The sequence below is a fragment of the Pseudomonas sp. CGJS7 genome (assembly GCF_036961695.1).
This window is the reverse complement of record NZ_JBAMDI010000002.1, coordinates 124,679-149,116: the sequence shown is the minus strand read 5'-3', so window position 1 is coordinate 149,116 and position 24,438 is coordinate 124,679. Positions and strand designations below refer to the sequence as shown.

Genomic DNA, 24,438 nt, shown 5'->3' with positions numbered 1-24,438 from the left:
TTTGTCTGTGCGGTTAAAGCTGCACGACTTCGAGAGGTGTTGAGGTTTTCTTGTTCTTGCCAGCGGCCTTGGCCTTGCCCTTCTTGCCGCCGTTGCATTCAACGGTGGTTGACCAGCCGGACTGGGTGAGCACCTGCTCCAGGGAATCCACCAGGTACTCGCCATCAAAGCCATCCTTGAAGCCCCGGGCGTTGATCTGGCGTTCTGCGAACAGGTCGACACGGCCCGGCATCTCCAGGCGCACCCCGGCGGTCGAGCGATTGAACGCCGCCAGGCGCGCCTTGGCAGCCTGCTCGGCAGCGGTCTTGTTGGGGTGGATATGGCGGTCGGTATGGACCGGGGGCAGGCCGTCCGGGGCGTCGTCGTTTTTCAGTTCGATAACGTCCAGGGTGCCGGTCTTTGCGTTGTGGTGGGTAGCCTTGACGCTCTTGTGGGTCGAGCGGTCCCCGAGGCGGAACGAGTAACGACTAACGTCCGAGCGGCGAATGGTGATCGCCGGCAGCGTTTTGCCGCTGGCCGTGACACCCGCCTGCCGCTGGAGGACCAGCAGCTTGCCGTTGGCCACCTTGGCGGTACAGTCATGCAACCGGGCAATACGGGTAATAAAGTTGTAGTCCGACTCGCCCAGCTGGTCCGCTCGTGGCACAACGGTCTGCACATCGCAGGCCGGTACCCAGCCATTGCGGCGGGCCACCGTGGCGACAATCTCGGCCAAGGTCTTGCCCTCGAAACTACCGTTGCGGGTGGTCTTGCCACTGCCGCGCATGTCGCTGGCCTTGCCTCGGATGACCAGCGTATCCGGCGGCCCGCTAAGCTCAACCTCATCGACCGTATAGCTGTTGATACGGGTCAGCTGCGCGCCGTCATAGCCTAAAAACACCTCGATCTTGGCGCCCCGCGACGGCAGCGACACGGCCTGGTCGCGGTCATCGATGCGCAGCTCGAACTCGTCCGACTCCATGCCGGGCTTGTCGAGCGTGCGCAGCATCAGCAGACGGTCATTGATAAGGCGCGTGATATCGGTACCGTCAGCGACGATACGAAATTGTGGTTTCATGGAAAGCTCCGGTTAGGAGGGATGCTAATCCCACAGCTGGACGGTCAGCTGGTCAGTTCTAGCCAGTTCGGGAAGGGTGATCAGCACCCCGGCGCGGTAGGGCTGCGGCTCGACGGCAAGGCCCGGATTGGCACCCAGCACTGCCTCCACCGTGCCGCTCAGGTGCCCGTAATAGTGGAAACAGATAGCGTCGAGCACATCGCCGTCAGACGTTCGACAAATCATCGCCATAGCGCGTGAACTCCAAGGTGAATGCCTGCTTGCGCGGGATTCCGCCCTGCAGCAGCGTGGGTTGTTCTTCCTCGATATCGGTCAGGCACCAATTGCCCAGCACCTGGCCATAGCCGGTGGTCAGTCCCAGCGGCTGCAGCTGGCCACCGATGCTGCGCAAGGTGTCGAGCTGGCCGAGGCCACCCCGGAATGAGGGGAAAATTGCGCCCTTGAGTGTCAGGCGCTCATCACCAATGCCTACCGCCTGCTGCGCAGAGCGCCGGGTAAGGCGCTCCTGAGCCGCCCAGCGGAACGAGGTTTTGCGCCGCAGCTCGTCAAAGGCCGCCGTGTCCAGGTTAAAGTAGAACGGCTCCGCCTTGACGCTCAGAGGCTGCAGGATCAGCAAGTGCGGAAACGCCTTGATAGCTTCCTTGGGCGGGTCTTCCTTGGGGCGGATCGAAGCGCTGGAGAACATTTCCGACAGCGAGAAATTGGACACCATGCCGCTGATGCCGCCGGCCTGGTTGTACTTGTCCGCGATGTTAGAAATGGCCTTCTTTGCCCGGTCTGCCTGCTCGCCAAACTCGGCCACCCGTTCCTGCACTTGCGTGACCGCGTTGCTGGCCTGGTTGTAAACGGCCAACACCTTGCCGACCTTGGCCTGGGCCTGGGCAATGCCGCCCATGACCCGGTTCAGCTGGCCACCGATCAGCTCCCCCACCACCGGCAGGGTTTCCAGCTCGGAAACCGCCCCTTTCATTTGAGTAACAGCCCCATTCATGGGGCCAAGCATGCCGTCCACCGTGCGACGGCCAGCCTCTCCTGCAGCAGCAAGCGACTTTAGGCTGCCCTGCAGCAGCTCCATGTACGCCATCGTTTATCCTCCCTACAGGTGCGGCGCGTCGTACAGCTGACGCGCGTTAAGGTCGCGGGTCGCGTCCTCGATCATTTGCATGAAATAAGGCCGCAGCTCATAGGCCAGCGCTTGGCGGTCCGACACATCGCCTTTCACCGTCACCGGCATGCTCAGCTCAAACCGCTGGTCGAGCTTGAGGGATGCCGGCTCAGCCTTGACCGGCGCCGGCTTATCCGCTGCACGCTGGTAGTCACCCAGCATCTTGCCCGCCTGAGCCAGGCCAGGCCCGACTGCGCCGGCCGGCTGCAGGTTGCCCAGCAAGACCGCCGAATCTCCGGCCGGTGGCCGCGTGAGCGGCGCGCCAGGGAAACGCACCTTGCCAGCGGTCAGCGCCGGCACCAAAAACGGATCCTTGGAATCGGGATCTTTCGGGTCGTAGGAAACCGCCGGCTCGGCAGGCGCCGGCACGACCCGCAGCGGCTCAGGATCGTTACGCGTAACGACCGGATCGGTCGGCAGCTGCATGAGCGGTGCACCAGGGAACCGTACCTGGTCGACAGTCAGCGCCGGCACCCGGAACGGGTCCTTGGCATTGGGGTCCTTCGGATCGTAGGAAACCACCGGCTCGGCAGGCACCGGTACCACCCGCAGCGACTCAGGGTCGTTACGCGTAACAGGTGACTCAGAGAGAGCAGGCGCAGCCTGTGCCGCCGCACCTTCGCGACCTGCCGCAGGTGCTCTATGCTTCCCCTGCGCTACCGCTGGGTCAGGCTGCGGCTCGCTGGCAAACAGACTGCCGACCTTGGCGCCCAGTTCTTCACCGCCAAGGCTCCCAAGGATGCCGCCCACCAGGCCACCAATGGCCGTGCCGACCACCGGAATGATCGAGCCCAGGGCAGCGCCCGTGGCCGCGCCGGCGATACCTCCGGCCAATCCGCCTACCGCTCCGCCGACACTTTCGGCCTTTTGCTCAGGCGGCTGATCGCTGGCCACAGCGTTGCTGATCTGCAGCGCTGCCACCGCAGCACCCAGCACCGGAACCCCCTTCCCAAGGCTAGCCAGGCGTCCAGCGCGGCCAACCAGGCCGCCGACACGGCCCCACCGACTGCGCCTTGGGTTGCGCCGTGCGGTGTCGCCCACGCCACTCTCAATCGGACCGCTGCCCTTACCGCCGCCTGCCTGGGGATTGGTGACGAACACGCGCTGCACCCCGGCAGCACCTGCAGCCCCTTTGGCGACGTTGTACAAGCCTCGGGCCACCCGGATAGCTGCCACGGCCTTGGTGATGGCGAAACCACCTGCAGCCAGCGCTGTAGCCCCAAGAGCCAAGGAAGGCACTTTTTCAGCAATCCAGCCGATGCGGTTGGCCGTCGTCCGTAGTGCGTCGGCGGCACCGTCCGTCAGCGGCCGCAGACCGTCACCGATAGCACGGAACGCGTCGTCAATCGCGTTGGCGGTTTCTTTCCACTTCTGCGAGGACGTTTCGCGGCGCTCGGCCAGGTTCTGGTCGAGAATGCCCGCCGCGTCTGCAGACTGGGTTTTCAGGTCCTCATACAGCGCCTTGTTTTGCATGTAAGCCATGAGCGCGGATTTGACCTGCATGTCCGCGAACAGGTCGCCGGTACGCATGGACTCCTCCAGCGCCTGCATCATGCGCTTGGCTTTCTCGGGGTCCGTCTCCTGATTGATTTTGGCCGCCGCCTCGGCCATGGCGGCGGCCTTTTTGGGGTCGGTCTTCTGGATGTACTGCTGGGCAAGCGCAAAGCTTGATTCCAGCGTCGACATGCCATTCTGCAGCCCAGTGTTGAGCGACTTCTGGTAGTCGATACCGGCGTCCTTGTACGCCTTGACCGTCTCGCTAGAGCCGATCTTTTCCATCCAGTTCTTGAGGTTGTTGGCCGCCTCGTCGGCGCTGCCGGCGGATTTGATCTGCACCTGCAGCATCGAGCCCAGCTGGGTGACGGCGTCCATGCCGTAGATACCCTGCTTCGCCATACCGGCCAGCAGCTCAGGGAACCACTTGGCCATGTCGCTGGCCTCGAAACTACCGGCCTGCCCCTGGTAGGCAATGGCCTCCAGTGCCCGCTGCATCTCCTGAGGATCGGTGATCTTGGCGTTCTGCCCCAGGGCATTGATCATTCGGGCAGTGTCGGTACCGTCCGCGCCCTGCCCCACCACAAACTTGGCGGCCACGCTGGAATAGCGCGCGGCCTCCTGCAGGTCCATACCGGCACCCACCAGGTTGTTGAGGACACCGGCAACCTCGTTGCGCGCCAGGCCCGTCTCCTTGGCCGTGGTGATGATGCCCCGGTTTAGTTCGACTTCCTCGCCCTTGTTGGCCACCCCTGCCTTGATCGCGATATCACGCACGATCGCCTGATAATCGGCACTGACCTTGGTGGGCACAGCCAAGGCCGCGGTGCCCACCGTGGCCTGCACAACGGTGGACCGCAGGCCGGCTTTGCCCGCCTCGATCTGCTGCAGCCCCTTGGCCTGACGGGCAGCGGTTTGAGCCGTGCGACCCAGCGTGCGGTAGTGATCCTCCAGCCGGCCGACCTCAACGCCTTGTTTTCGCAATGCATCAAGGTTGCGGTCCAGCTGGTTGCGCAAGCCGCGAGCGCTGGCTTCTCCCGCCTCGCTGGCTTTCTTCCACTCATCGCGCAGGCGCATGGTTTCGCCAATGACGCCCTGCAGCACCTTGGCCTCTTCGCCGCGCTTCTTGAGTTTGCCTATGCGGCCCTCAACGTCTTTGAACGCGGCGCCGACCGTTGCGCTGACCACCCCGCCGATCACAAGGCCAATGGAAAACTTGTTGTTGGCCATGGTTTCTCACTCCCACGCAGGCACAGCCTGGCGGCTCACTCAGAGAGCCACCAGACCATGCGCGCGAATGGCATTTGCTCCAGCTCGCTGGCCGAGAACCCCAGTTCTCGCGCCAGGCGCTTGGCAAGCGACTTTTGGAATCCGGGGGTGTTAAACCCCGTCTTGGTGGACCAGGCGAAAGTAGGCCGCGCGCACACGGTTGTAATCGCGGATGGTCAGCGAATGCAGCTCGGCCGGGGTGGTATCGGTCAGGCGCTGGAACAGCAGCATTTCCAGCTTGCTGTTGTCGTCGCCGGCCTCGGCCTCCACCTCGCGGCTCAGACGGATCGAGGGCGATTGCAGGGTCAGGCGGTCGACCTTCACGCCTTCGCGCTCGATAGGCTCCACCAGGCGCACCACCGCATGCTCCAGGGTCAGCTTGAGCCAGGCCGGATTCTCGCCGCTGTCATCGCCCAGCAGTTCCTTGTAGGCCCGCTGCAGGCGGCGGTAGTCGCGCACCTGCAGGGCCGTCAACTGATCCTCGGTCAGCTCGCACAGCGACCCCAGCATGAGCAATTCGCGCTGCTCGTCGTTGTCCCCGGCCTGATGCCCCACCATGAGGTCTTCGCGCACGGTCGGGCAGCGCATGGTCAGCGCCGGGCGCACCTCGCCGTAAACGTCCAAGGGCACGCTCAGGGATACCACGGCGTGACCGCCCTCGATGTTGAGCCAGGTAGGGGTAGTGTTGGTAATGGACATGCTCAGGCTCCTTAAATGGCGAGGTCAGCGCGAACGCTGGCCAGTTGGTCGACACCGTCGATAACGCGGATGCAGTTCACAGGGTCGATTTCGTAGATGACGCGGCCGCCGACCTCCAGCTTGTAGTAGCTCACCGCAATGCTGTGCTTCATTTCGGCCTTCTCGCCAACCTTCCAATCCCCCGGATCGACTTCCTTGAGCGCGCCGCGCAGGGTGGCGACCACCGCCTTGGTGGCCCCGCCACGGCCTTTGAAACTGCCCCGGAACACGCAGTTGAAGCCGGACAGGTCAAAGTCACCGAAGTACTTGAGGGTTTCCCGGCGCATGCCGTTGGAGGTAAAGCTGGCCTCCAGCTTCTCCAGGCCCATGTCCATCTCAATCGGCGCGTCCATGCCGCCGCCGCGATATTCGTCGGTCTTCATCGTGAGCTTTGGCAGGGTCAGCGATGGCACATCGCCCTGCAGGCTGACACCGCCCACCGAGGCACTCATGTTGAAAAGAACTTCTGGAATAACAGCCATTGCGTGCCTCCTTAGGCTACGTCGAGAACTTGGGTCAGGTATTCATCGGTCACCTCGATTTCAAAAATCGGGTTCTCGGCAGGCGGCACATCGGTGAAGCGGATCACCCAGATGATTTTGCCTTGGGCCAGCTGGCTGGCCGTGTTGCGCTCGGCGTCGGCGTAGACTTCGAAGTCGATCACCGCCCCGGCGGCCTTGAGGTCGCGCATGAAGGCCTGCACCGTTTCGGTCACATCCTTGACATAGCTTTTGGTGATCCCGAGGTCGACGGCCCATTTCATGCCTGCACGCACGGCCGCCATCACCATGTCCACGGTGCGCACCCGCGTGACAAACGCCCACTTGCTATCGCTGGACAGCGTGCGGTTGCCCCACAGGCGATAGCCGCCGTCGCGAATGATGGTGGTGATATTGGCGTTGTTGAGCAGGTTGGCCCGGCAGGTCGGGTCGTTGTCCAGGTACTCGACCGCCCGCACGGTGCCGGTAATGTTCTTGATTTCCTTGTTGGACGGCGAAGCCCAGAAACCGATGTTGGCATCGGTCTGCGCGAACAGGCCGGCCGCCACTGGCGACGCCGCCAGGTCCTCGTCGCCGTTACTGGTAACGCTCCACTTTTTGACGCCGGGGTCGACCATGTACAGCCGCTTGCTGCCAAACCCGGTGGCATAGGCAATGGCCGCCTCGTCAGTGGTACCCGGCCCGTCGATCAGGCCTAAGGCTTCCAGCTTGTCTGCCAAGGTATCCATGGCGGTGGCCACCGCCTTGGTGGCCGAGTGCTTGGGAGCCAACAGCAGGCGTGGGTGCTGGTTGAACAGGCTTTTGGCATCGAGCAAGGCCTGCAGGCCGCTGCGCTTGCCATCGGCCGCCACACCGCCGATCACCGCGCTGGTGATGCTGGCCGGGGTGCCGGCAGACGTAACACCCACGGCGATGATCACGGCCTTGGCCTGGTCGAGAATCTGCAGGCAGGCTTTGGTCAGCGGCGAGTTAGGCCCGAACGCCGCCACGGCCTCGCGGTCGCTAACGACCATCACCGGCGTATTGGGCTCAGCCAAACCCACCCCAGGGGTGTAAATGTCGACAATGCCGATCACCGACGACGAGGGCACGCTGATGGTGCGCCCACCCAAATTGACCAGCGAGGTGGTCACGCCATGAAAAAAGTTAGCCATAAATGGTCCCCATAGAAACGAAAAAACCGCCAATGGGCGGTCGAGTTGAACAGCTGTAAATGTGGTGAGCGTTAGCCCGCTCGGAAGCCAATGGCGAACCAGTACAGCGTGAAATCCTGCTGAGAGTTCGCCCATTCACCGATCATGATGTTGAAACTTTGCCCCGTGGTTTTGCCCTCCATGATTGCCGGGGTCAGGGTGGCCGCCGGCACCCCTGGATTGCTGTTGTGGTAAATCACTGGAATGACAATGAACGGCGCCCACGAAAAACCACCCGAGTGGAACCAGACTTGGTACTCGTAAAACTGGGAGGGCAAATCACCTATCCCCACACGCCCCCACTGGGCCATAAAGCCGTTGTCGGTGTCCCAGTAGAACCCGTTCTGCGCCCCTGAGAACTGCGAGCGAACCGCCGCGTTGAGCGCGTTTCGCGCACTGTCAGCCGTGTTTCCGCCGGTACCGCCCCGGATGATGGGCAGGATGCCGCTATTGACCTTGCTCGCGTCCAGGCCCGCCAGGCTCAGGCCAATCGACAGGTTCTGCGAGCCGTCAAACACCCCCTGCCCGGTTACATCGCCGGTGAAGCTCAGCGCGCGCCCCGTCTGCAGTCTGCTCGCGCTGCCGGCATTGCCCGTGGTCGGCCGGCTAAGGGTGCCGGTGGTGATCTTGGCCGCGTCCAGACTGGGTATATCAGCAGCCGTCAGCGCCGCCCCCTCCAGCACCAGGCCCTTGGCACTGACCCGCACCTTGGAATAGGTGCCGGCCTGCACCCCAGTGCTGCCCAGGGTGAGGGAAATGGCCACATCCTTGGCGCCATCGAACTGGGCCTGTCCGCCCACATCTCCCTCAAAGGTGAACAAGCGTGGCGTCTGCAGCTTGGTCGCGCTGCCGGCGTTGCCTGTGGTCGGCCGGCTCAAGGTGCCGGTGATGATCTTGGCCGCGTCCAGGCCGGGGATATCGGCGGCTGTCAGCTCCGCCCCCTCCAGTACCAGACCCTTGGCGCTGACCCGCACCTTGGAATAGATCCCAGCCTGCACTCCCGAATTGGCCAAGGTGACATTGATCGCCGCGTCACCGGCACCGTTGAACTTGGCCGCACCGGTGGCATCACCCTTGAGCGAAATGGTGCGTTCGGTGGCCAGTGCACGGGCCGTGGCAGCCTCGCCTTGGCTGATGGCCTCCTGCACCACGGCCAGGGTGGCCGTAACCGTGTTGGGGTCCTGCAGGATCTGCACGTTGGCGGTGCTGCTGACCTGAATCAGCAGGCGGATCACCTGAGTGCGGCCGCTGCCTTGCTCCTGCAGCGGCTTGAAGGTCGCCGGGTAGCTGGCCACCGCAACCAGCACGCCGGTGTCGTCGTACAGGCCGACCTCTCGCACCCACCAGCCGCCAACCTCCGGCAGCAGGATGCCCTCGGCCACAATCACCGGCCTCCCGCTCTCCACTGAAAGGCGGTTGAGATTGACCCGGAACACCTCGTGAATCAGCTTCTTCTGCAGCTTGGATGGCAGCGGCGTACTGCCGTTGCCATCCCCTACCGCCATGCGGGTGATCTTGAGGGTGGTCTTGGTGGCGATGGCTTTCGCCAGCGCAGCCGCGCCCGCGTCAGTCAGCATGGCGACGTAAATCGCGTCTGTATCTGCCATTGGTTCGCTCTTGAAGTAAGGGGCCTGCCCTCGCGGCAGGCCGTGAAGCGCTATGCGGGCACTGGCCCGCCGTAGATGTTGGCCCCGACGCCCAAGGTCCGGTACTGGATGTACAGGCCCAGCCCGCGCAGGATTTCCCCGGCCCAGAAGCCAAAGAACATGCCGTTATCGGTACCCAGGCGCGGATCGGGGGTCCAACTGCCGTTCATGGCATGACCAGGAATGGGCGTTACCGTGTAGTTCGCCTGCAGCTCGTCCATGCACGCCTCGATCAGCACATCCAGGTCAGCCACCTGACTGCCGGCCATCGCCGCCAGGCAGGCGCCGGCCAGCCACAGCCCGGTCATGTGCCCGGTAAAGTCATCCTCCACCGGCTTGGGCACGCTGTTGGTCGGGAAGTCGGTCGGCAAGATCCCCTTGGAATCCTTGACGAATTGCACCAGCCAGCGCAGCCAGTTCTCGGCGTAGGTGACCAGCTTGGGCGGCACGGGCTTGCCCCGGTGCACCAGCTCGTACCACGCCCTGCAGGCGCCCATCATCGCCCTGGGCTGGTAGCCGGCCCAGGCGTTGCCATCGCCCCAGTGATACTGGGTCCAGGTGTCGGCCGGGCCATAGCGGTAGTTATCCCAACGGTTCCAGATGTACGCCGCTGCGCCAGGCCCGAGGACGCCGAATTTCTGCTGGTACCACTGCTGCGAGTCGTACAGGAAATCGATCATGTTCCCCAGCTCGACGCTGTACGTCTCAGGGTCCAGGCAGAAGATCAGCGGGTACTGATACCCGGGGTATGGCATCCCGTGCCACGCGCCAATCTGCTCGGTGCCATCCGAGTAGATATTGGAAAACGGAATCACCCCAGGGCTGTAGGCCAAAGAGTCGTTGCGATAGCCAACCACCGTGCAATCGCCCACCAGGCCGCGAAACGCCTGCCGACCGTTGAGGGTCAGCCGGTACAGCATCGTGTAGCCGTCGACCCCGTCGTACAGGTCGGGCAGCTCGTTGATGCAGTAATACTCAAACGTCAGGTTCGTGTCGGCGTCGTTGTCCAGCAGAATGTCCATTTCCGCCAGCTCGTCGTAGTTCGGCGCTGACGGGTTCGGCCGGCCGGCCGCGTTGGGCTGGTAGCCTGACAGCGTGCCGTCTTGGGGGCGGATGTGCACAGTGGAAAACGCGCCATCCGTGGCCGGCAGCATCCACCACCACCGCCAGCCGTCCTTGTCCTGAATACGGACGTTGAAATTGCCGTCCGCCCGGTAGGTAATGCTTTTGAGCGGCGCCTTTTTGCTCGGCTGCAGGTAATTGCCGATCACATACCAGCCGCCATTGCCGCCGCCCGGGAAGAACGAGCGCACCACGTTGCCCGCTCGACCGGGAAAGATCACCGGCACATGCCGCTCTTGCGACGTAATGTCGGCCGAGTGCACTACCGCGCGCAGGTCCGCCATGATGAACTCGGACCCATCATCCTTGGCCACCCGGTAGAACTGCGACAGCGGGATATCGTGCTGCAGCACCTGCCAGCTTGAGGTCGATTCCGGCAGCATGTAGCAGTAACGGGTGCCGGTGTTCTCGACCTTCTCCGGGGCAATCGTGACCTCGACCTTGGCAGTCAGCGCGCCGTTTGCCTGGTCGACACCGCCGAAGCTGGTCCGCACCTTGGAATCCTTGCCGACACGGAACCACACCGATTGTTGCTCAATCGACACCTGGGCGCCCATGTCGGTCTGCAGCGTGATGTAGCCCTGCGAGTCGCGGCCGTACTCCCGTTTTGCCTCGCTGGGGTAGGCAAATTCGTAGGAAATGCCATCTGTAAACGGCGTGGCCGCCACCGTGCTCTGCCGGAAAAACCGGTCCGTAGAGTCAATCAGGGTGTACTCATGCGCCGTATACAGGCAGGCATCCATGGCTTTCTTGTAGCGTTCCTCGCCAGTGATACGCCACAGCAGATAACAGGCGTCCATGTACCACAGTTCGCCGTCTGCAGCGTTGCCCATCTGGTTGACGCCGCCCAGCAGCGGTACATGCAGCGGGCGATTGTGCTGCACCGCGTTGCGCGGGATCAGGTAGCCGCCATGCTCGACCGGTTGCCGGGTGGCGTAGTTGAACAGGTGGGTCTCGTTGAGGGTGGTGTCCTTGAGTTGCACCCGGCCAATATCGGCGCCGGTGTGCCCTTCTGACAACACCCTGCCGTCGAGGGTGATTTTCTGGCCGGTGTGGGCAATGATCCAATCCACCTCATACACCGTGCCGTCCTTGTCCCAGTCGGTCGAGCCGTCTTCACGCAGCGCGCGCACGCCGGCATTGATCGCCCCCCAGGCCAGCGCCCCGTCAAAGGCAAACGTAGCTTTGTCCAGGTACTCGCCCCAGTGCGGCGCACCGTGCGGAATCGACAGGGCGCCATTGGTGAAGGCGAACGGCACGCCCTTGAAGCCGCTGTGCGTCGGCTCGACGGGGTCCACCGGCCAGTTGGCCAGCACCGGTTCCTTGGAATTGATGATCCAGTTACAGATACGCCGCTGCGGCGTGTCAGGGATCGGCTGGCCCGCATAGAAATACTGCTCGTAGGCCTCCCAGTGCCATATGGCGGCCTCCAGATAGCGCGGGTCCTGGGTAGCCAGGTAGGCATGGGCATAGCCAAGAATATGCAGCGCCTGGCCCTCGGTGGTGCCGTCGCCATTGGGCTGGTACTCCATCTGCGAATGGGCGATGAAATGCCGGTTGTTCGAGAGGACGCCCTGGTTGTTCTGCACATAGTGCTGCACCGTCGCGTCGACTGTGTCGCCGGTGTTGTTGCGCAGAAAGCGGTGATGGCCCTCGATCAGGCTGATGGCATTGGCCAGCGCCGTGCGCTGGCTGACCGGCCGCCGGCTGTTGAGCGGATTAAGAAACATCGAGCCACCCCCCGTCATAGAACCCGGACCAGCGCACCCCATCCCACAGGAACGTCAGCAGGTCAGCCGAGCCCTTTTCAAACGACAGCACCGGCAGGCGGTTGGCCGGCCAGCGGACGTTGTTCGGGAACGTCACTCGGTTGGCTCCGGTGCCCTGCTGCAGACGCACCGAGAACGACCAGGTGTAGCCCGGTGGCACTGCCGAATTGGTGAAGGTCAGCGCGCACTGCGGCTGGTCTAGCGTCACATCGAAAAAGGACACCCCGGCGGTATACGCCACATCCAGCGCCAAAGCGCTGCCAGCAGCGGCAATGGTCTTGCGGCGCGGGAGCAGCAACCCGCCGGTCAGGTCGGTGATCATCTTGGCCAGCGCCAGGTAGGTAGGCGACGGCCCCGAAGCCGTCTGCACCGTGGCGTCAGCCGCGCCATGCACAATGTCATGGGCCGTCTGTGCGGCGCCTTCCATCAGGGCGATGGCGGCCGCTTGGCGGTCGGATAGTTCGCTCATGGCTTTTCCAGTAATTCAGGCATTCGGTGGTTGGCGAAGTAATGCAGGTCATTGGCCAGCATCATCAGCTCCAGGTCAGCAAAGGCCTCAGCCTGCAGATCGGCCGAAAGAATCTCGGTTTCGTCACCCGAGGACACGGCCGCGCCCATGTAGAACTGGCCGTTGGGGCTGTAGGTGATGCTTAACCCGACCAGGTGCCGGCTAACCGGCTTGGTCGACAGAATCATGCGCTCCAGCTCGGCAATCCCACGGTCACTGAGGCCGGTATTCAGCAGCGCCAGGCTCAGGCTGAAAGTGCCGGGCGGCCCCATGGGGGTCAGGTCGAACCACTCGACAATGTCGATAATGTCGGCAAACGGCGAAATGACCTGGCGCAGCGAGGCGATGGTGCCTTTGCGCTGGTGTACCTCGAACGAGTCACGCACCGTCTTGCGTTTGATTTCCTCGGACCATGCGGGGTCCCAGCGGTCCACGCTGCGCTCAATCGCCAGCCACGGCAGCATCTCGGCCGGGCAGGTTTCTGGCCGTTTCATCGAGCGCAGTACGTTGGCCAGGTCGGCGGGCTCCAGCCCCACCTGCGCCAGGGCATCCTCCAGTCCGGTGCGATTGATCGGCAGCAGACTGGTGTCACTCATCGGTACCACCCATCACGACGCTGGAGCCGATGCAGTTGGATGCCTGGTGGTCCTCAATCACATAGTCTGCCGCAGGCTTGACCAGCTCCACCCGCTGCACGCGCGACACATGCAGCGCGGCATGGATGGCCGAGCGGCGAATGTCTCGACCCAGCCGGCGCTGCGCGTTGATATAGGTATCCAAGGAAGTCTTGGCCTGCGCCAGGGCCAGTTCGTTCTCGGCACCCGGAAACATGTACAGCACCGCCTCGATCTCGTAGTCGACCAGCTCGGCCGACTTCACCAGTACCCGGTCGCCCACCGGCCGGATATTCTCAGGCGTCAGCGCCCGGGCAACCTTGTTGAGCAAGTCCTGGGTAGCCACCCCGCCATTCACCCGGCTAAGGACGCTGACCAGCACGGTGGCCGGCGACGGGCTGCTGGCCTTCACATCGGCCACCCGCCCATCAGCGGATCGGGCGTGAAACTCATACGCGCCGGCCGGCCCAGCCACCGCCATGCCCTCGAAGGCCAGCAAGGTGCGCTCGGCCAGTGATTCGTCGCTTTCCAGCTGCTCGGCCACCGGCGGTACCGCGCTCAGGTCCTCCGCGACGATCACCAGGCGCTTGACGTTGTAGTTGGCAGCCAGCTGGTCGAGGTCGGCGCCCTGGGCAAAGGCAATGAACTGCGACTTGGCCGCGTCGTTGATACGGGCGCGGGTCATGACCTTTTCATAGGCCGCACGCTCCAGCAGCTTGACCACCGGATCAGATAGCAACTCGGCGTTCCAGTTGTTGCCCATCAGGGCGCGAAAGCCTGTCAGGCCTTCCTGATAGAAGGTTTCAAAGTCCAGCTCCTCGATCACCGTAGGCGCCGGCAGGCTGGCCAGGTCAATGGTGCTCATATGCTTACCTCAAGGTTCACGCTGTCTTCGGAATAGGTGCCGGTAATGCGAAAGCCGATCTGGCCGCCCACTGCGGAAACCACCTGCACGCTCTGCAGGACCAGACGCGGCTCCCAGCGCTGCAGCGCCCGCGCGGCCTCAGCCTGTACCGCGCTTTTCCAGCCCGCGTTAACTGGCTGGTCGACAAACCGGCGCAGCTTGCTGCCGTATTCCGGGCGCATAAGCCGCGACCCCACCGGGGTGGTCAGAATGTCCACGATGGACTGCCGCAAGTGATCGACCCCGGACAGCACGGCGCCGGTGTGGCGGTCCATTCCGATCATGGGGGTTACTCCTGCACGCGCTGGAAATCCGGGTGCTCATCGAAGGTGGCCAGCGCCTCGTCGTCCGAGGCCCGCACTCGCACCTCGAAATTGACCACATCGAACTGGGCGCCGCTGAGGGTGAAAATGGAGCGGGAGCGAAACGCCGCGTCTCGGTACAGCACTTGAGGGGTTTCGTCGGCCACAGGGGCCTCCTGGGCCGCGACAGCGGCCTTTTTAGTCGCCATGGTTTCCTCCAGGCATGAAAAAGCCCGCGCGCGGCGGGCTGGTAGTTATCAGGGCGGCGGCGCATGAGCGCCCGCCCGCTGTGAGTCAGTGCTTGTGGTTGGCGGTGTTGCCGGCCGTGTCGATGATTCGGGCGTCACCGTAGATATCGCCCGTTACGCGCAACGCGCCCTGTATCAGCATCGGACCAATGAAGCGCAGCATGGGCGCCATCGCTTCAATGGCCGACTCCGTTACGGCAACGACCGACCCGCCCACCTTGATATCCACTTGGCCGGCCGGCAGCTCGATGCTGTAGCGCTTGGCCTGCCAGTCATAGGTCAGCGACCCGCCGTCCTCGAACAGCCAGCGCTGGACATGGTCGCGGTCATCCGGCGCAGGCGCAGGGCCGCTGTACAGCCCCGGCAGGAATGTGCCCTGACTTACATCGCCGCTGGTACTGATCAACACCCCCTGCTCATGCATACCAGGGGCAAGCCAGTGCCGCGCACCAGGTGCGGCACCCAGGCTGTGCCAGCGCACCCAGGCGCTTGTCCACTCACCATCCGAAACCCGGCACACCGGCGGATCGGCGGCCAGGTCGAGCGCGACGACCCGGCATTTGCGAATCATGCCGGCGATCATTCGGTCATGCTCAGCCAGCGGGTAGCTCATCCGAAACCCTCTCGATCTCTATATAACCTTCGGAAAGCGGTCCTCCATCTCCAGTATTGCCTGCAGCGGCCGGGCCGAGCTCAGTGGGCCACGGCCACTCCTCTTCCCCGAGATAGATGACCTGAGTCCACTCGACGACCCAGACCGCGAAGACGTCCAGCTCGGGACGGCTCCAGTCGCGCTCTGCACGGACAAATTCAGCAAACCCGATAGGGAGTCCCCACGATTGCCCGCGAAGTAGAACCGCAAGCTGCGCGGCAACGAAGGCAGCAACGCGAAGGCAGTTTTTCTCCTCTACCGGGACAATTGCACGGGCCTCAAAGCGCGCCTCCACGGCGGTCTCGCCAGTTCCCGGATCCGTATCCACACGGTCGAATCCGGCCAGTTCCAGTACAACGGCTGGAGGTGGAACGACCTCAATCCCGTCAGGCATGGTACCGACGTAGGCCAGCCCTGGAATGGCGTCTTTGATATGTTGCTCGATAGCGGCATATAACTGCTCAAGAGGTATTGGATCATCATCCATTGCCCAATCTCCGTAGATACTTCAACAGCTCGAAGTTCAGCTCCTGCTCCATCACCACAAGCAACCGCTGATGCGCCTTTCTCGTCCATGACTCGAAATGCGGCTTCACCTCTTCCAGCGAGATCTTCGCCTTAGCTAATGGAAATCGGCTGCCGTTCTCACCGACCCACCCTGAACTCACACCGCCTCCAGCAGAGACTTCGCTGGTGGGATAATCATCAACGTTGAAGTGCTTACTGGCAGCACGGATCCAGATATCCGGCTTGCTGCCATACACCGTCCGGAAGAAGGCACCCTGATAAGAACGCCCGGCAACGGACACACCCGTGCGAGATTGTCGAGGGCGGCCCGCTCGACTGGCTTCGATGGGATTCAAACCGAACCAGAGCTTTCCTTGGCCATTGCTGGCCACTGGGTAAGCTCTCAAGCGCTGACGGACCGCCGTAACGGCGATTCGCTCTTGTTGGCTCACCGATCTGGCAATATGCGTGCGCAACCAACGAATGGTCTTATTGATTGCCCGTCGTTCAGCCGCCTTGATGGCTTTCGGCATCAAAGCTGCAAACTTTGCGAAGTTTGAAGCCTGCTGCGCGTTCGCCTGGAGTGTAATGAGACCTGAACTAGACGACTGTTTCTGGTAACTGCCTACGCTCATCAACGCACCTCACGTAATGTCAGGTTGATCCAGCCGGTACCATCAGGCTTCCTGCCAGCGATAACGTAACGCCCGCCGCCGTCCTCAGGTGCAAGCTGAACCACCAGTTGCATCCCCTCCTTTACGCCATTGGCATGAGCGATGCGAACCGCAAAAACAGGTTCGCGCAGCCCAGTGTTGATTTGACCTAGCTTGGGCTGGATCCACGGGGCGGAGAAGAACCCAGGCAACGGATCGCTTATCCCTTCGATAGTTGCCTCGTCACCTAGAACCTCCAACAGCGCCGCGTCCATGAACGCCACTTGGTCACGGAAGGCCACAATCAGTCACCGTCGTCTTGTTCGTCCTTGCTTGGCAGCTTGCCGCGGGGAGCAATCTTCCCCTCCTCGATAAGCAGCTCCAGCAGTTCCTTGCTAGACGTCAGGAAGACTTCGCCTTTCTTGACGATCTTGGCTCCATCTTGGATGCAGCCATCCACCACCACGTATTCGATCTTGGCACCCATGTCACACCACCTTGGCGTAAAGGAAAGCGTTCGGCTCCAACATGCCAGGCAACGGGGCAGCCTGGACCTTCAGCCAGCGCTGGCTTGGCTCTTGGGTAACCCAACTCTTAGGGAACCGCGCTGCCTCGACCAGACCGCTTTCGATGGCTTCAAGATCCTGAATCGCCGCGTACAGCATGGCGTTGCGAGTTGCGGTAGAGCCCAAGATCAGGCCGCCCGCTGGGATCATCGGCTTTTCACCTTCCTCGTCGTCGAGATACCACTCGTCGTACGCATACAGGTCCACACCTGGATCATTCAAGTAACCCAGATAGGTCACGCCGTCAGGGAGTTCTTCTGGCTTGATCAGGCCCAGGTCGACACGGCGTGTATTCAACTGCTTCATCACCATGTCGTTGCCCTGAAACGCATCTTGCGCTTCGGCGCTCAGCACTGCGACATTCGCTGACCGACCCGAATTCTTCGCAATCAGACGACGCCACTGCCGCAAGTTGCCGATTGGATCGGACCCTGCAGTGTTCCAACGGCCAGTGGCCAAGGAGATTTTGTGGGTGTCTTCCATGAGGAAATCGATGGTGTCATCCACCCCATCACCCTGGACCCGAATGCGGCCAGTAGTGAGCGCCTGAGCGCACATCCACTCTTCACGGCGAATGATTTCGTGCTCGAGCTCAACCAAATCTCGGCCGAGGCGCTCGCCCGCACGTTCAAGCGCAGTGCGCGTCGAGAACGGGCTTTCACCAGCCCCGCGTTTCAGGATCTGCTCAGCGCGGGTGACACGCTTGGGCTGGATATAAGGCGGCTGATAGGTCGACGAAGCGAACCCGGTACGCTGCGACACGCTGCCAGGCAAGGTCGGGTGAACGAACGGCGCCATTTTGCGTTGCCCTTTCACAATGTCGATGGTCACCGTCTCGGTGGGGAAGGTTTCAGGGGCACCGGCATTGAAGAAGGTGTTCATGAGGAAGCGTCGTGGCGTCGCCAGTTGCTCGACTGCTTCCAGCATGGTCAGGGTGTCGAAGATATCCATAGTTGCTCCAATTAGCGAACGAAGAGGCAGAGAGGACGCAGAGCTGCTTTAGCAGCCGCCAGGGTCAGGCCCTCACCAAGGTTGAGCTGGTTGCCCAGCACCTGGCCCGTCAGGCGAATCGGCGCGCTTTGGGCGCCATCGGTGGTGTCAACATCACGGTCAAGGATCGCCTTGGGTGTCTGTGATCCGTCCTCGGCAGCGGCTTTGCACAGCAGGTATTCGCCAGAAGCGGTGACCTGGCCTAGCACTGCACCGCGCAGCAACTGCTGGCCAGCAGCGATGACGCCGGAATCCATCACAATGGGGAAGTCGCCCGCCTCGAGCTGGGAAGGCGTAAAGGTGTGGGTAACAGGGTTTGGCATGAGGAGTTCCTAGTTAACGGCGCGAGGCGCCAGAGACGATTGCGCTAACGGCGGCCTTGCGCTCGCCAGCCTTGCCGCCTTCCAGCGGGGTGGTACCGGTGACGCCTTGCGCATCACCCTTGATGCCCGCGAGAGAAATGCCGCGATCCTGCGAGGCCTTGAACAACACCAGGGCGGTGGCCTCAACCGAGCTGCCATCATCGATCGCCGCGCCGATTTCCTTTTCAAAGCCTTTTACGGCCAAGGCATTGATGCCCTTGATACGCTCACGCTCGGCGGTGGCTGCCTCGGTGCGAATTGCTGTGGTGTCAGGCTGATCGGCCTGGGCGATCTCGATGGTGTTGGGGTCGGTGCCAGCTGCAATGGCGGAGCGCAGTTCTGCCGTGGTTTTGACGGTTGTCATGGTGCTAGTCCTTGGAAAAGTAGTGGCCGGCTTGGCCAGTTCAGTGATCAGGGGTTCGAGCGAGCCCACGCGATGGGCCAGGCCGTGCTTGACGGCGTCGGCGCCGACGCGAATGCCGCCGTGGTCGCCCATATCGGGCACCTTCTCAGCCGCTACGCCGAGGTTGCGGGCAACCTTGCCCACGAATACTTCAGCCATCGCGTCGATGGTCTCGCCCATCTTTGCGCGGCCTTCCTCAGTGCCGAGATCCGGTCGTTTGTTGGGCGCATTGCGACTGACAATCTGGTAGCGAGTGCGACCGGTCTTCTTTTCGTCTTCGACGACGGCCTCGACAACGACGCCGATGCTGCCGGCCAAGCTGGCCTCATCAATGACGATCTCGCCTGCCGCTGATGCGATCCAGTAAGCCGCGCTGGCTCCGATACCGCCGATGTAGGCAACGATCCGCTTGCGATCCCTGGCGGCGTAGATCATCTCGGCCAGTTCGTTGATGCCCGAGGCCACGCCACCTGGACTGTCGATGTTGAGCACGATGGACTTGACCTTGGGGTCGTCCAACGCGCGCTGGATGTCAGTCGCCAGGATCTGGGTACTGGTTGCACCGCTAATCTCGGTGAACAGGTTGGCGTACCGGAAGATCGGGCCTGTGATTGGTACCACCGCCACACTGCCACGCATGGTGACTCGTCGGGTTTCGTCCAGCCGCTCGCCGCGCTTGGTCGCCAGCGCCACCGGATCGCCCATGCGGTCGGAGATGGTCAGCAGGTTATCCAAGGCGTCGGGCATCATCAGCCAGGGCTGCGAGGCAGCCAGCTCAAGTGCTCGAGGCATGCTTATTCCTCTTTGGGGTTAGGTTCAGACGGAGACTCGAGCCCGCTCTTGGGCAGGGCCTGCATGTTGTGCTCGCGCCGGTAGGCAACCTCACGAGTGCGCTGGCGGATAACCTGCTGCCAGGGCTCGCCGGTCATGGCCGCCGTTTCCAGCGTCTCGTTGCTCACGCCGATCTCGATGCGCTTACCCGCCGCATTGGCTTCCTTAAGCTCATCAATCGCGCCACGGGCCGGGCCAATCCAGATTGCCTGGCAATAGGCCTTGCGCTTGGCTGGGTCGTTGTAACCCGGCAAATCGACCAAACCCCGAGCAACGGCCTCGTCAATGACCAACTCGCGGCTTGGCTGGCAGAAGTCACAGGCCAGCCACCAGCGGCGCAGGCTGTAGAAGCGCCAGGCTTGGAGCATCGCTGCACGGGCGGCGCTATAACTGCTGCTGTAATGCAACAGCAGCTCTTCCAGAGGCAGCTCCAGCGCAGCGCCAATTTCCTTCACCACTGCGGTAAAGAACGGATCAAACTGGGCGTTGGGTCGGCTGGGGTTGGCCACCACCGGCTCCTCACCCACGCCTAGGTCAACGATGGCCCCTTCGCCCAGTGCAATTGCACCGTCGGAGGTGTCATCCCCGCCCGGTTGCTCTTCCGTCAATGCAGACATGGGCAGGTGGTTATTGTTGAAGTTGTCGCCCTTTTTGATGAATACGGTGAACATTGCTGAGATCACCGCTGCCATCAGCTCTGCGCTGCTGTATCGCTCTAGCTTCTGCAGCGGCTCAAGCACCGGCGACAGGTACGGTGCACCGCGCTTTTGCCCTGGCCGCTCTTTGTCAGCCATGACATGCAGCACCCGACGACGCCCGGTTTCAGCACCGAACACCGTCAGCCTCTCCCACTGTAGGGACTTGCCCAGTACATGCTCACCCGGGTAGCCAGTGCATACGTGGTAAGCCACTGGCGCCCCCAGGCCGTCGAACTCCACGCCCTCTACCAGGTCCGCCCGGTCCATTCCGCCGTTCGGGTTGCCTACGCGGTCCGACTCGATCAACTGCAATCTTGTGCTGAAGATGCAACCAGGCCGTTCCTGATCGGGGCTAGCAACAAATACGTCACCTGCAACCATCGACGACACAAGCACCAGGGCCTGCAGTTGGTAGTGGTTGAGCGATGCTTCGGCATCGCACTCACGTGGATCATCGGCGTACAGCGACCACAGACGGTCCAACTGGCTGTTGAGTTGCTCTGCCTCTTCCTCGGTCAAGCCCAACGCCTCATGATCGATCTGGGCACGGCAGACCAGCCCGGTACCCACGACGTTGGTGCGCAACCGGGTAATCGCCGCGCGAGCGATCAAGTGATTGCGCATCGCATCGCGGGAGCGGGCCACCAGCATGCGGCGCTCGCTTTGGTTAAAGTCACGCCGAGGGCTACCCAGGCCAGGGATCCAGCTAGCAACGCTGCGCAGCACCCGAGAGGCGCCCCGCCAGCGGGTTTCGACGCCGCCGCCGCCGCCTTGGGCAACGATCTGCTGCCCCTCGACTGACGCTCGGGCCACACGAATAGCTTCGGTCATCAGCTGCTCGGCAGCCGAATCCCGTTTTCGGAACGGCCACATGGTCAGATCCCCACGTAGCAAACGCGGTTACGGCCACGGCCCTGCCGGGCAGCCGTCTCTGCAGCAACCTCAGTGGCGTATTGTTTCTCCAGCAAGCGCAAGCTATTCAGCTCAGCCAGCTGGACCTCTCGATCCTGTCGGCGCAAGCGTTGCCCGTTTTTCAGGACGTTCGAGATCGCCGCCCGGACCTCATCGAGACGTTGTTGTGCATCTGTCATGGTGAACCTCGATTAGCTGACGCGGCTCCGTGTACCTCTGCCGCGCGCAACCGCACGGCGGGGAACCGGCGCCACCGCCTGCTCAGTTGTGAAGAGGGTGGGCTGAAGCAGCTGCTGCTCCAGCTGGTCCCATTCGTGATCACGCAGCAGGTGCGTCTTCAGGCTACGAGCCGCGTGCAAGGCGTACACCTCGCAGTCCAGCGCCTCGTTGCGCCGGCCTGCTTTTTTCTGCCAGACCATCTTGCTGGGGTTACGCGGGTGCGGCGCCAGCACCTCGTTGGTCACCTGCTCGTAGTAGTCCGAGCGGATCTCGCTGTACCAGTGCATCCGCCCCGGCCCAGCGCCCTTGAGTTTCATCCGGCCATCGATAAGCGTTTTGGCCTTGTGGGTGCCGACGATGAACACGCGCAAGCCGTACTTCGAGGCCTTGGTGTTGTCCTGGCTGGTGTCTGCCGACTGGGCCGGCTTGGTGAAAATCTCCCTATCCCGGCTGTCGATGGACGCACCCTTGATTGCCATGATGTTGAAACGCTGGCGATCTCGAACGTAGGTGTAAACCGCATCGCTGGTATTACCGTCAGAGCTGTCGATGCTGACTGCCGACACGGCAAGCTGCGCACCGCTTTCGGTAGGTATTGGCGTCGCGATAATCTTGTCCAGTTCAGTCCACACCGGGTCGTGCGGATCGATGGGATTGCCTGGTAACTCGCACCAGTACAATCGCCAGGACTCCTCGCCCCTCCCCCAACCAACCATGACCAGGGCGAGACGATCACCCTGAACGTCGACGCCGACCGTTACCAGCAGCGTGCCCTTCGGGGCAGTCAGCTCAGCATAGGGCTCGGCGCGCTTCTCCAGTTCGTCAGTCTTGGGCGCGTCGCTCTTGTACTCGTAGCTTTCACCCATTGAGCTGTTGGTGAAGGCAATCATCGGACCGATGTTGCCCAACCGCGTGGCGTATTCCGCCTGCAGCTTCTTTTCCATCAGCACCTCGAAGCGGGAACCGTGGAACTTGGCATACAGCTCATTGAGGATGTAGCCGGCGATACCACGGAATTCAGCCGTCGCTTCCCAGTATCCATGTGTGAGGTTGGCGTTCTTCTGATGGTCATCCCAGATCTCGCCGCAGTGCGGGCACGCGTAGTAAGCCGTTTCCGGGCGACGCTTACCGTACACCTCGTGGAAGTAGTGCTCGTCCTCGTCACAGTGCAAATGGTCGAAGCTCAGCGCGTGCGACTGACCGCAACCGTGGCACGGGACCAGACCCACGCGCTTATCGGACAGCTCAAGCTCTGCGTCGATGGCCGACAGGCCCTTGATGGTAGGTGTGCCCCCGATGATGATTTTCGACCGCCGGAACGTCTTGAGACGCTCTTTTGCCAACTTGATGCTGTCCCCCTGCCCCCGCAGGTTCAGGTTGCAGTCATCAGGCTCTTCGATGGCGACCCGTGGCACTGGCGTGGACTTCACGCTGGCCGGGCTGTTGGAACCCACCATTTTCAGGAAGCCGCCGGGGAACCGCTTGAAGTCCTGGCGCTGTTGCAGCTTGCGACTGCGCAGGTCGACCTTCTTCCGCAGCCGCTTGGTCGCCTCAATCATCGGCTCCAGCTTTTCCGCAACATACTGTTTGGCCGCTTCTGCTTTGGGGAACAGGATCAGAATCGGCGACGGGTCGAGATCGATCCACTTGCCTATGGCATTACCCAGCACGCCCGAAGTCCAAGCCACCTGGGCCGACTTGCGGCCAACAATCTCGAACACGTTCGGATCGTCAAGCGCCTCAAGCGGCCCGCCCGGCCAGATCAAATGGGGGGTCATGTCGAAGCGATACTTACCTGGTGCTGCCGACTCCTCGGGAGCGAGCCATCGGAATCTGTCGGCCCATTCGGCGATGGTCATTCTCGGCGGGGGCGCCCACTTGCGGCAGACGCGGCCCATGGCTTTACTCGCCGTCTTCTTCAGAGCCCTCCTCGTCGTCCGACTCGTCAGAATCCCCAGCGAGATCGTCGTCCTCGTCATACGCGGACAACCTCCTCAGTATTGATTCAATGGGCTCGCGGATCAGCTGGTCATCAACCTGCACGCCGTACTTGGCCGACAAGGTCGCCGCCAGCTCATCAGGGAAGGTATTGAGCAGCTCGATCTTCGCGGCAGTAATCACCGCTTCAAAGCGCTCAACCATTTCGGCCTCGATCACCACCTCTCCCAGTTCACGGGCCAATGCGATTTCTTCGCGATCACCACGTAGGCGGTCGAGGCGGTCGCGCGTCGATTCCTTCTTGCCGTTCAAGGCGGCCTGACGCATCAGCCACTCGATGACCACCTGGGTGTCGTACTGGTTTTCGTTGCCACGGCCCACGCCGAACTCGATTACCGGCATGCCGTCCTTCTGCCAACGGCTCAAGGTCCGCTCATCACGGCCGATGATCTCGCCCAGTTCGACCTTGCTGACTGTCTTGCCCATCACTAAGTCCTTGAAAAGACGGACATCCCTGCAGGAATTTCAGCTGCAGGGAAACCGCGAGTCTGCGCACCCGTGTAGGGGGCGGCCCGGGGGGAGGACCCAAAAATCGGCGGACGCCGCCCGGGCCAGCATCGGGCGGTGGTCACTGCCCCGCCTCACCGTTGACCGGTGGCACCCGCTCCAGCCCCAGGCGCTTCGCGGCCCACCGCATGTAAAGGTTGATAGCCACATCGGCGCCGGCCATCGCGGCCAAGCAACCAACCGCTGCCGCTGCCCATACCGAAACGCCCAGGGCGTACAGCAACATATTGGTAGATAGACCGCATGTCACACAGGCACCAGACCGCAACGCCAACCGGCGAATCAGCCCCCAGCCGCGAGCGCCCGCCATGTCGGCCCGCCACATCTCTCCCGAAACACCGCCGACCAGGGACAGCACGATCACCATCCAGATCGGTAGCTCGGCTAACGTTTGTTGCTCGCTATTCATGTAAGCCTCATTGGCAAAGCACAGCGCCGGAAATAGAAAACCCCGCCGGGTGGCAGGGTTCTCGATGCTCCGACAGTTCGGGGCGGGTTGCACAGCACAGTGCTTGTGGGGGAAGCGCCTAAGCGCACTTTTGATATCGTGACGCCTTTGTACATGCCACCGGAAAAACCGAAAAGGGCCTATTTACGGTTCTCCGCTTCGG

General features: G+C 62.4%; 27 protein-coding genes. All 27 read right to left on the bottom strand.

The window, feature by feature from the left end; translation table 11 throughout:
- Nucleotides 1-13: 13 nt before the first annotated feature.
- Nucleotides 14-1,057 carry a phage late control D family protein gene (locus V7787_RS02165; RefSeq protein WP_336085271.1) on the bottom strand — a complete coding sequence of 348 codons (1,044 nt, stop codon included), beginning with the start codon at nucleotides 1,055-1,057 and terminating at the stop codon, nucleotides 14-16.
- Between the two features lie 24 nt (nucleotides 1,058-1,081).
- The gene (locus tag V7787_RS02160) at nucleotides 1,082-1,288 is read right to left on the bottom strand and encodes a tail protein X (RefSeq protein WP_029615568.1); all 207 of its coding nucleotides are present in this window, start codon (nucleotides 1,286-1,288) and stop codon (nucleotides 1,082-1,084) included.
- Nucleotides 1,263-2,141, bottom strand: a complete 879-nt coding sequence (locus V7787_RS02155; protein ID WP_020192589.1) for a phage tail protein — start codon at nucleotides 2,139-2,141, stop codon at nucleotides 1,263-1,265. The genes V7787_RS02160 and V7787_RS02155 overlap by 26 nt, the downstream gene beginning before the upstream one ends.
- 12 nt (nucleotides 2,142-2,153) lie before the next feature.
- A complete protein-coding gene (locus tag V7787_RS02150; protein WP_336085267.1) occupies nucleotides 2,154-4,733 on the bottom strand; it encodes a phage tail tape measure protein in 2,580 nt (859 codons plus the stop codon).
- Nucleotides 4,734-5,096: 363 nt separating this feature from the next.
- A complete protein-coding gene (locus tag V7787_RS02145) occupies nucleotides 5,097-5,684 on the bottom strand; it encodes a phage tail assembly protein (RefSeq protein WP_336085265.1) in 588 nt (195 codons plus the stop codon).
- An 11-nt stretch (nucleotides 5,685-5,695) separates the two neighbouring features.
- Complete coding sequence (locus tag V7787_RS02140; protein ID WP_039613455.1) at nucleotides 5,696-6,205, bottom strand: phage major tail tube protein; 510 nt, start codon at nucleotides 6,203-6,205, stop codon at nucleotides 5,696-5,698.
- Between the two features lie 11 nt (nucleotides 6,206-6,216).
- Nucleotides 6,217-7,377, bottom strand: coding sequence for a phage tail sheath subtilisin-like domain-containing protein (locus V7787_RS02135; protein ID WP_239607352.1), 1,161 nt, complete (start codon nucleotides 7,375-7,377; stop codon nucleotides 6,217-6,219).
- Between the two features lie 71 nt (nucleotides 7,378-7,448).
- Nucleotides 7,449-9,023: a phage tail protein gene (locus tag V7787_RS02130; RefSeq protein ID WP_336085260.1), complete on the bottom strand. Its 1,575-nt coding sequence runs from the start codon at nucleotides 9,021-9,023 to the stop codon at nucleotides 7,449-7,451.
- Between the two features lie 50 nt (nucleotides 9,024-9,073).
- On the bottom strand, nucleotides 9,074-11,914 hold the full coding sequence (locus V7787_RS02125) for a phage tail protein (RefSeq protein ID WP_336085258.1): 2,841 nt from the start codon (nucleotides 11,912-11,914) through the stop codon (nucleotides 9,074-9,076).
- Nucleotides 11,904-12,422 (bottom strand): hypothetical protein, encoded by a 519-nt coding sequence (locus tag V7787_RS02120; RefSeq protein WP_336085256.1) that lies wholly within the window; start codon nucleotides 12,420-12,422, stop codon nucleotides 11,904-11,906. Before V7787_RS02120 ends, V7787_RS02125 begins: the two co-directional genes overlap by 11 nt.
- Nucleotides 12,419-13,057, bottom strand: coding sequence for a phage tail protein I (locus V7787_RS02115; RefSeq protein WP_336085254.1), 639 nt, complete (start codon nucleotides 13,055-13,057; stop codon nucleotides 12,419-12,421). The genes V7787_RS02120 and V7787_RS02115 overlap by 4 nt, the downstream gene beginning before the upstream one ends.
- Nucleotides 13,050-13,940, bottom strand: a complete 891-nt coding sequence (locus V7787_RS02110; RefSeq protein WP_336085252.1) for a baseplate assembly protein — start codon at nucleotides 13,938-13,940, stop codon at nucleotides 13,050-13,052. The genes V7787_RS02115 and V7787_RS02110 overlap by 8 nt, the downstream gene beginning before the upstream one ends.
- Nucleotides 13,937-14,263, bottom strand: coding sequence for a GPW/gp25 family protein (locus V7787_RS02105; protein WP_020192057.1), 327 nt, complete (start codon nucleotides 14,261-14,263; stop codon nucleotides 13,937-13,939). The genes V7787_RS02110 and V7787_RS02105 overlap by 4 nt, the downstream gene beginning before the upstream one ends.
- Nucleotides 14,264-14,268: 5 nt before the next feature.
- Nucleotides 14,269-14,490 (bottom strand): hypothetical protein, encoded by a 222-nt coding sequence (locus tag V7787_RS02100; RefSeq protein ID WP_336085249.1) that lies wholly within the window; start codon nucleotides 14,488-14,490, stop codon nucleotides 14,269-14,271.
- Nucleotides 14,491-14,575: 85 nt separating this feature from the next.
- Nucleotides 14,576-15,142, bottom strand: coding sequence for a phage baseplate assembly protein V (locus tag V7787_RS02095; protein ID WP_336085247.1), 567 nt, complete (start codon nucleotides 15,140-15,142; stop codon nucleotides 14,576-14,578).
- Complete coding sequence (locus V7787_RS02090; RefSeq protein ID WP_336085244.1) at nucleotides 15,123-15,668, bottom strand: hypothetical protein; 546 nt, start codon at nucleotides 15,666-15,668, stop codon at nucleotides 15,123-15,125. The genes V7787_RS02095 and V7787_RS02090 overlap by 20 nt, the downstream gene beginning before the upstream one ends.
- Nucleotides 15,661-16,323 (bottom strand): hypothetical protein, encoded by a 663-nt coding sequence (locus V7787_RS02085; protein ID WP_336085242.1) that lies wholly within the window; start codon nucleotides 16,321-16,323, stop codon nucleotides 15,661-15,663. The genes V7787_RS02090 and V7787_RS02085 overlap by 8 nt, the downstream gene beginning before the upstream one ends.
- Entirely contained in the window at nucleotides 16,323-16,616 is a 294-nt protein-coding gene (locus tag V7787_RS02080) for a head-tail joining protein (RefSeq protein ID WP_336085240.1), read from the bottom strand. The genes V7787_RS02085 and V7787_RS02080 overlap by 1 nt, the downstream gene beginning before the upstream one ends.
- Before the next feature lie 29 nt (nucleotides 16,617-16,645).
- Nucleotides 16,646-16,828 carry a hypothetical protein gene (locus V7787_RS02075; protein WP_336085238.1) on the bottom strand — a complete coding sequence of 61 codons (183 nt, stop codon included), beginning with the start codon at nucleotides 16,826-16,828 and terminating at the stop codon, nucleotides 16,646-16,648.
- 1 nt (nucleotide 16,829) lies between these two features.
- Nucleotides 16,830-17,858 carry a major capsid protein gene (locus V7787_RS02070; RefSeq protein ID WP_336085236.1) on the bottom strand — a complete coding sequence of 343 codons (1,029 nt, stop codon included), beginning with the start codon at nucleotides 17,856-17,858 and terminating at the stop codon, nucleotides 16,830-16,832.
- 11 nt (nucleotides 17,859-17,869) lie between these two features.
- On the bottom strand, nucleotides 17,870-18,220 hold the full coding sequence (locus tag V7787_RS02065; protein ID WP_336085234.1) for a head decoration protein: 351 nt from the start codon (nucleotides 18,218-18,220) through the stop codon (nucleotides 17,870-17,872).
- 13 nt (nucleotides 18,221-18,233) lie between these two features.
- Nucleotides 18,234-19,454 (bottom strand): S49 family peptidase, encoded by a 1,221-nt coding sequence (locus tag V7787_RS02060; RefSeq protein ID WP_336085233.1) that lies wholly within the window; start codon nucleotides 19,452-19,454, stop codon nucleotides 18,234-18,236.
- Nucleotides 19,455-19,456: 2 nt separating this feature from the next.
- A complete protein-coding gene (locus tag V7787_RS02055) occupies nucleotides 19,457-21,064 on the bottom strand; it encodes a phage portal protein (protein WP_336085231.1) in 1,608 nt (535 codons plus the stop codon).
- Between the two features lie 2 nt (nucleotides 21,065-21,066).
- Nucleotides 21,067-21,282, bottom strand: coding sequence for a hypothetical protein (locus tag V7787_RS02050; protein ID WP_336085230.1), 216 nt, complete (start codon nucleotides 21,280-21,282; stop codon nucleotides 21,067-21,069).
- Nucleotides 21,283-21,294: 12 nt separating this feature from the next.
- Nucleotides 21,295-23,181, bottom strand: a complete 1,887-nt coding sequence (locus V7787_RS02045; protein ID WP_336085229.1) for a phage terminase large subunit family protein — start codon at nucleotides 23,179-23,181, stop codon at nucleotides 21,295-21,297.
- Between the two features lie 43 nt (nucleotides 23,182-23,224).
- Nucleotides 23,225-23,746, bottom strand: a complete 522-nt coding sequence (locus V7787_RS02040) for a terminase small subunit (RefSeq protein ID WP_061203473.1) — start codon at nucleotides 23,744-23,746, stop codon at nucleotides 23,225-23,227.
- Between the two features lie 142 nt (nucleotides 23,747-23,888).
- Nucleotides 23,889-24,236: a phage holin family protein gene (locus V7787_RS02035; protein ID WP_070384275.1), complete on the bottom strand. Its 348-nt coding sequence runs from the start codon at nucleotides 24,234-24,236 to the stop codon at nucleotides 23,889-23,891.
- Nucleotides 24,237-24,438 lie beyond the last annotated feature (202 nt).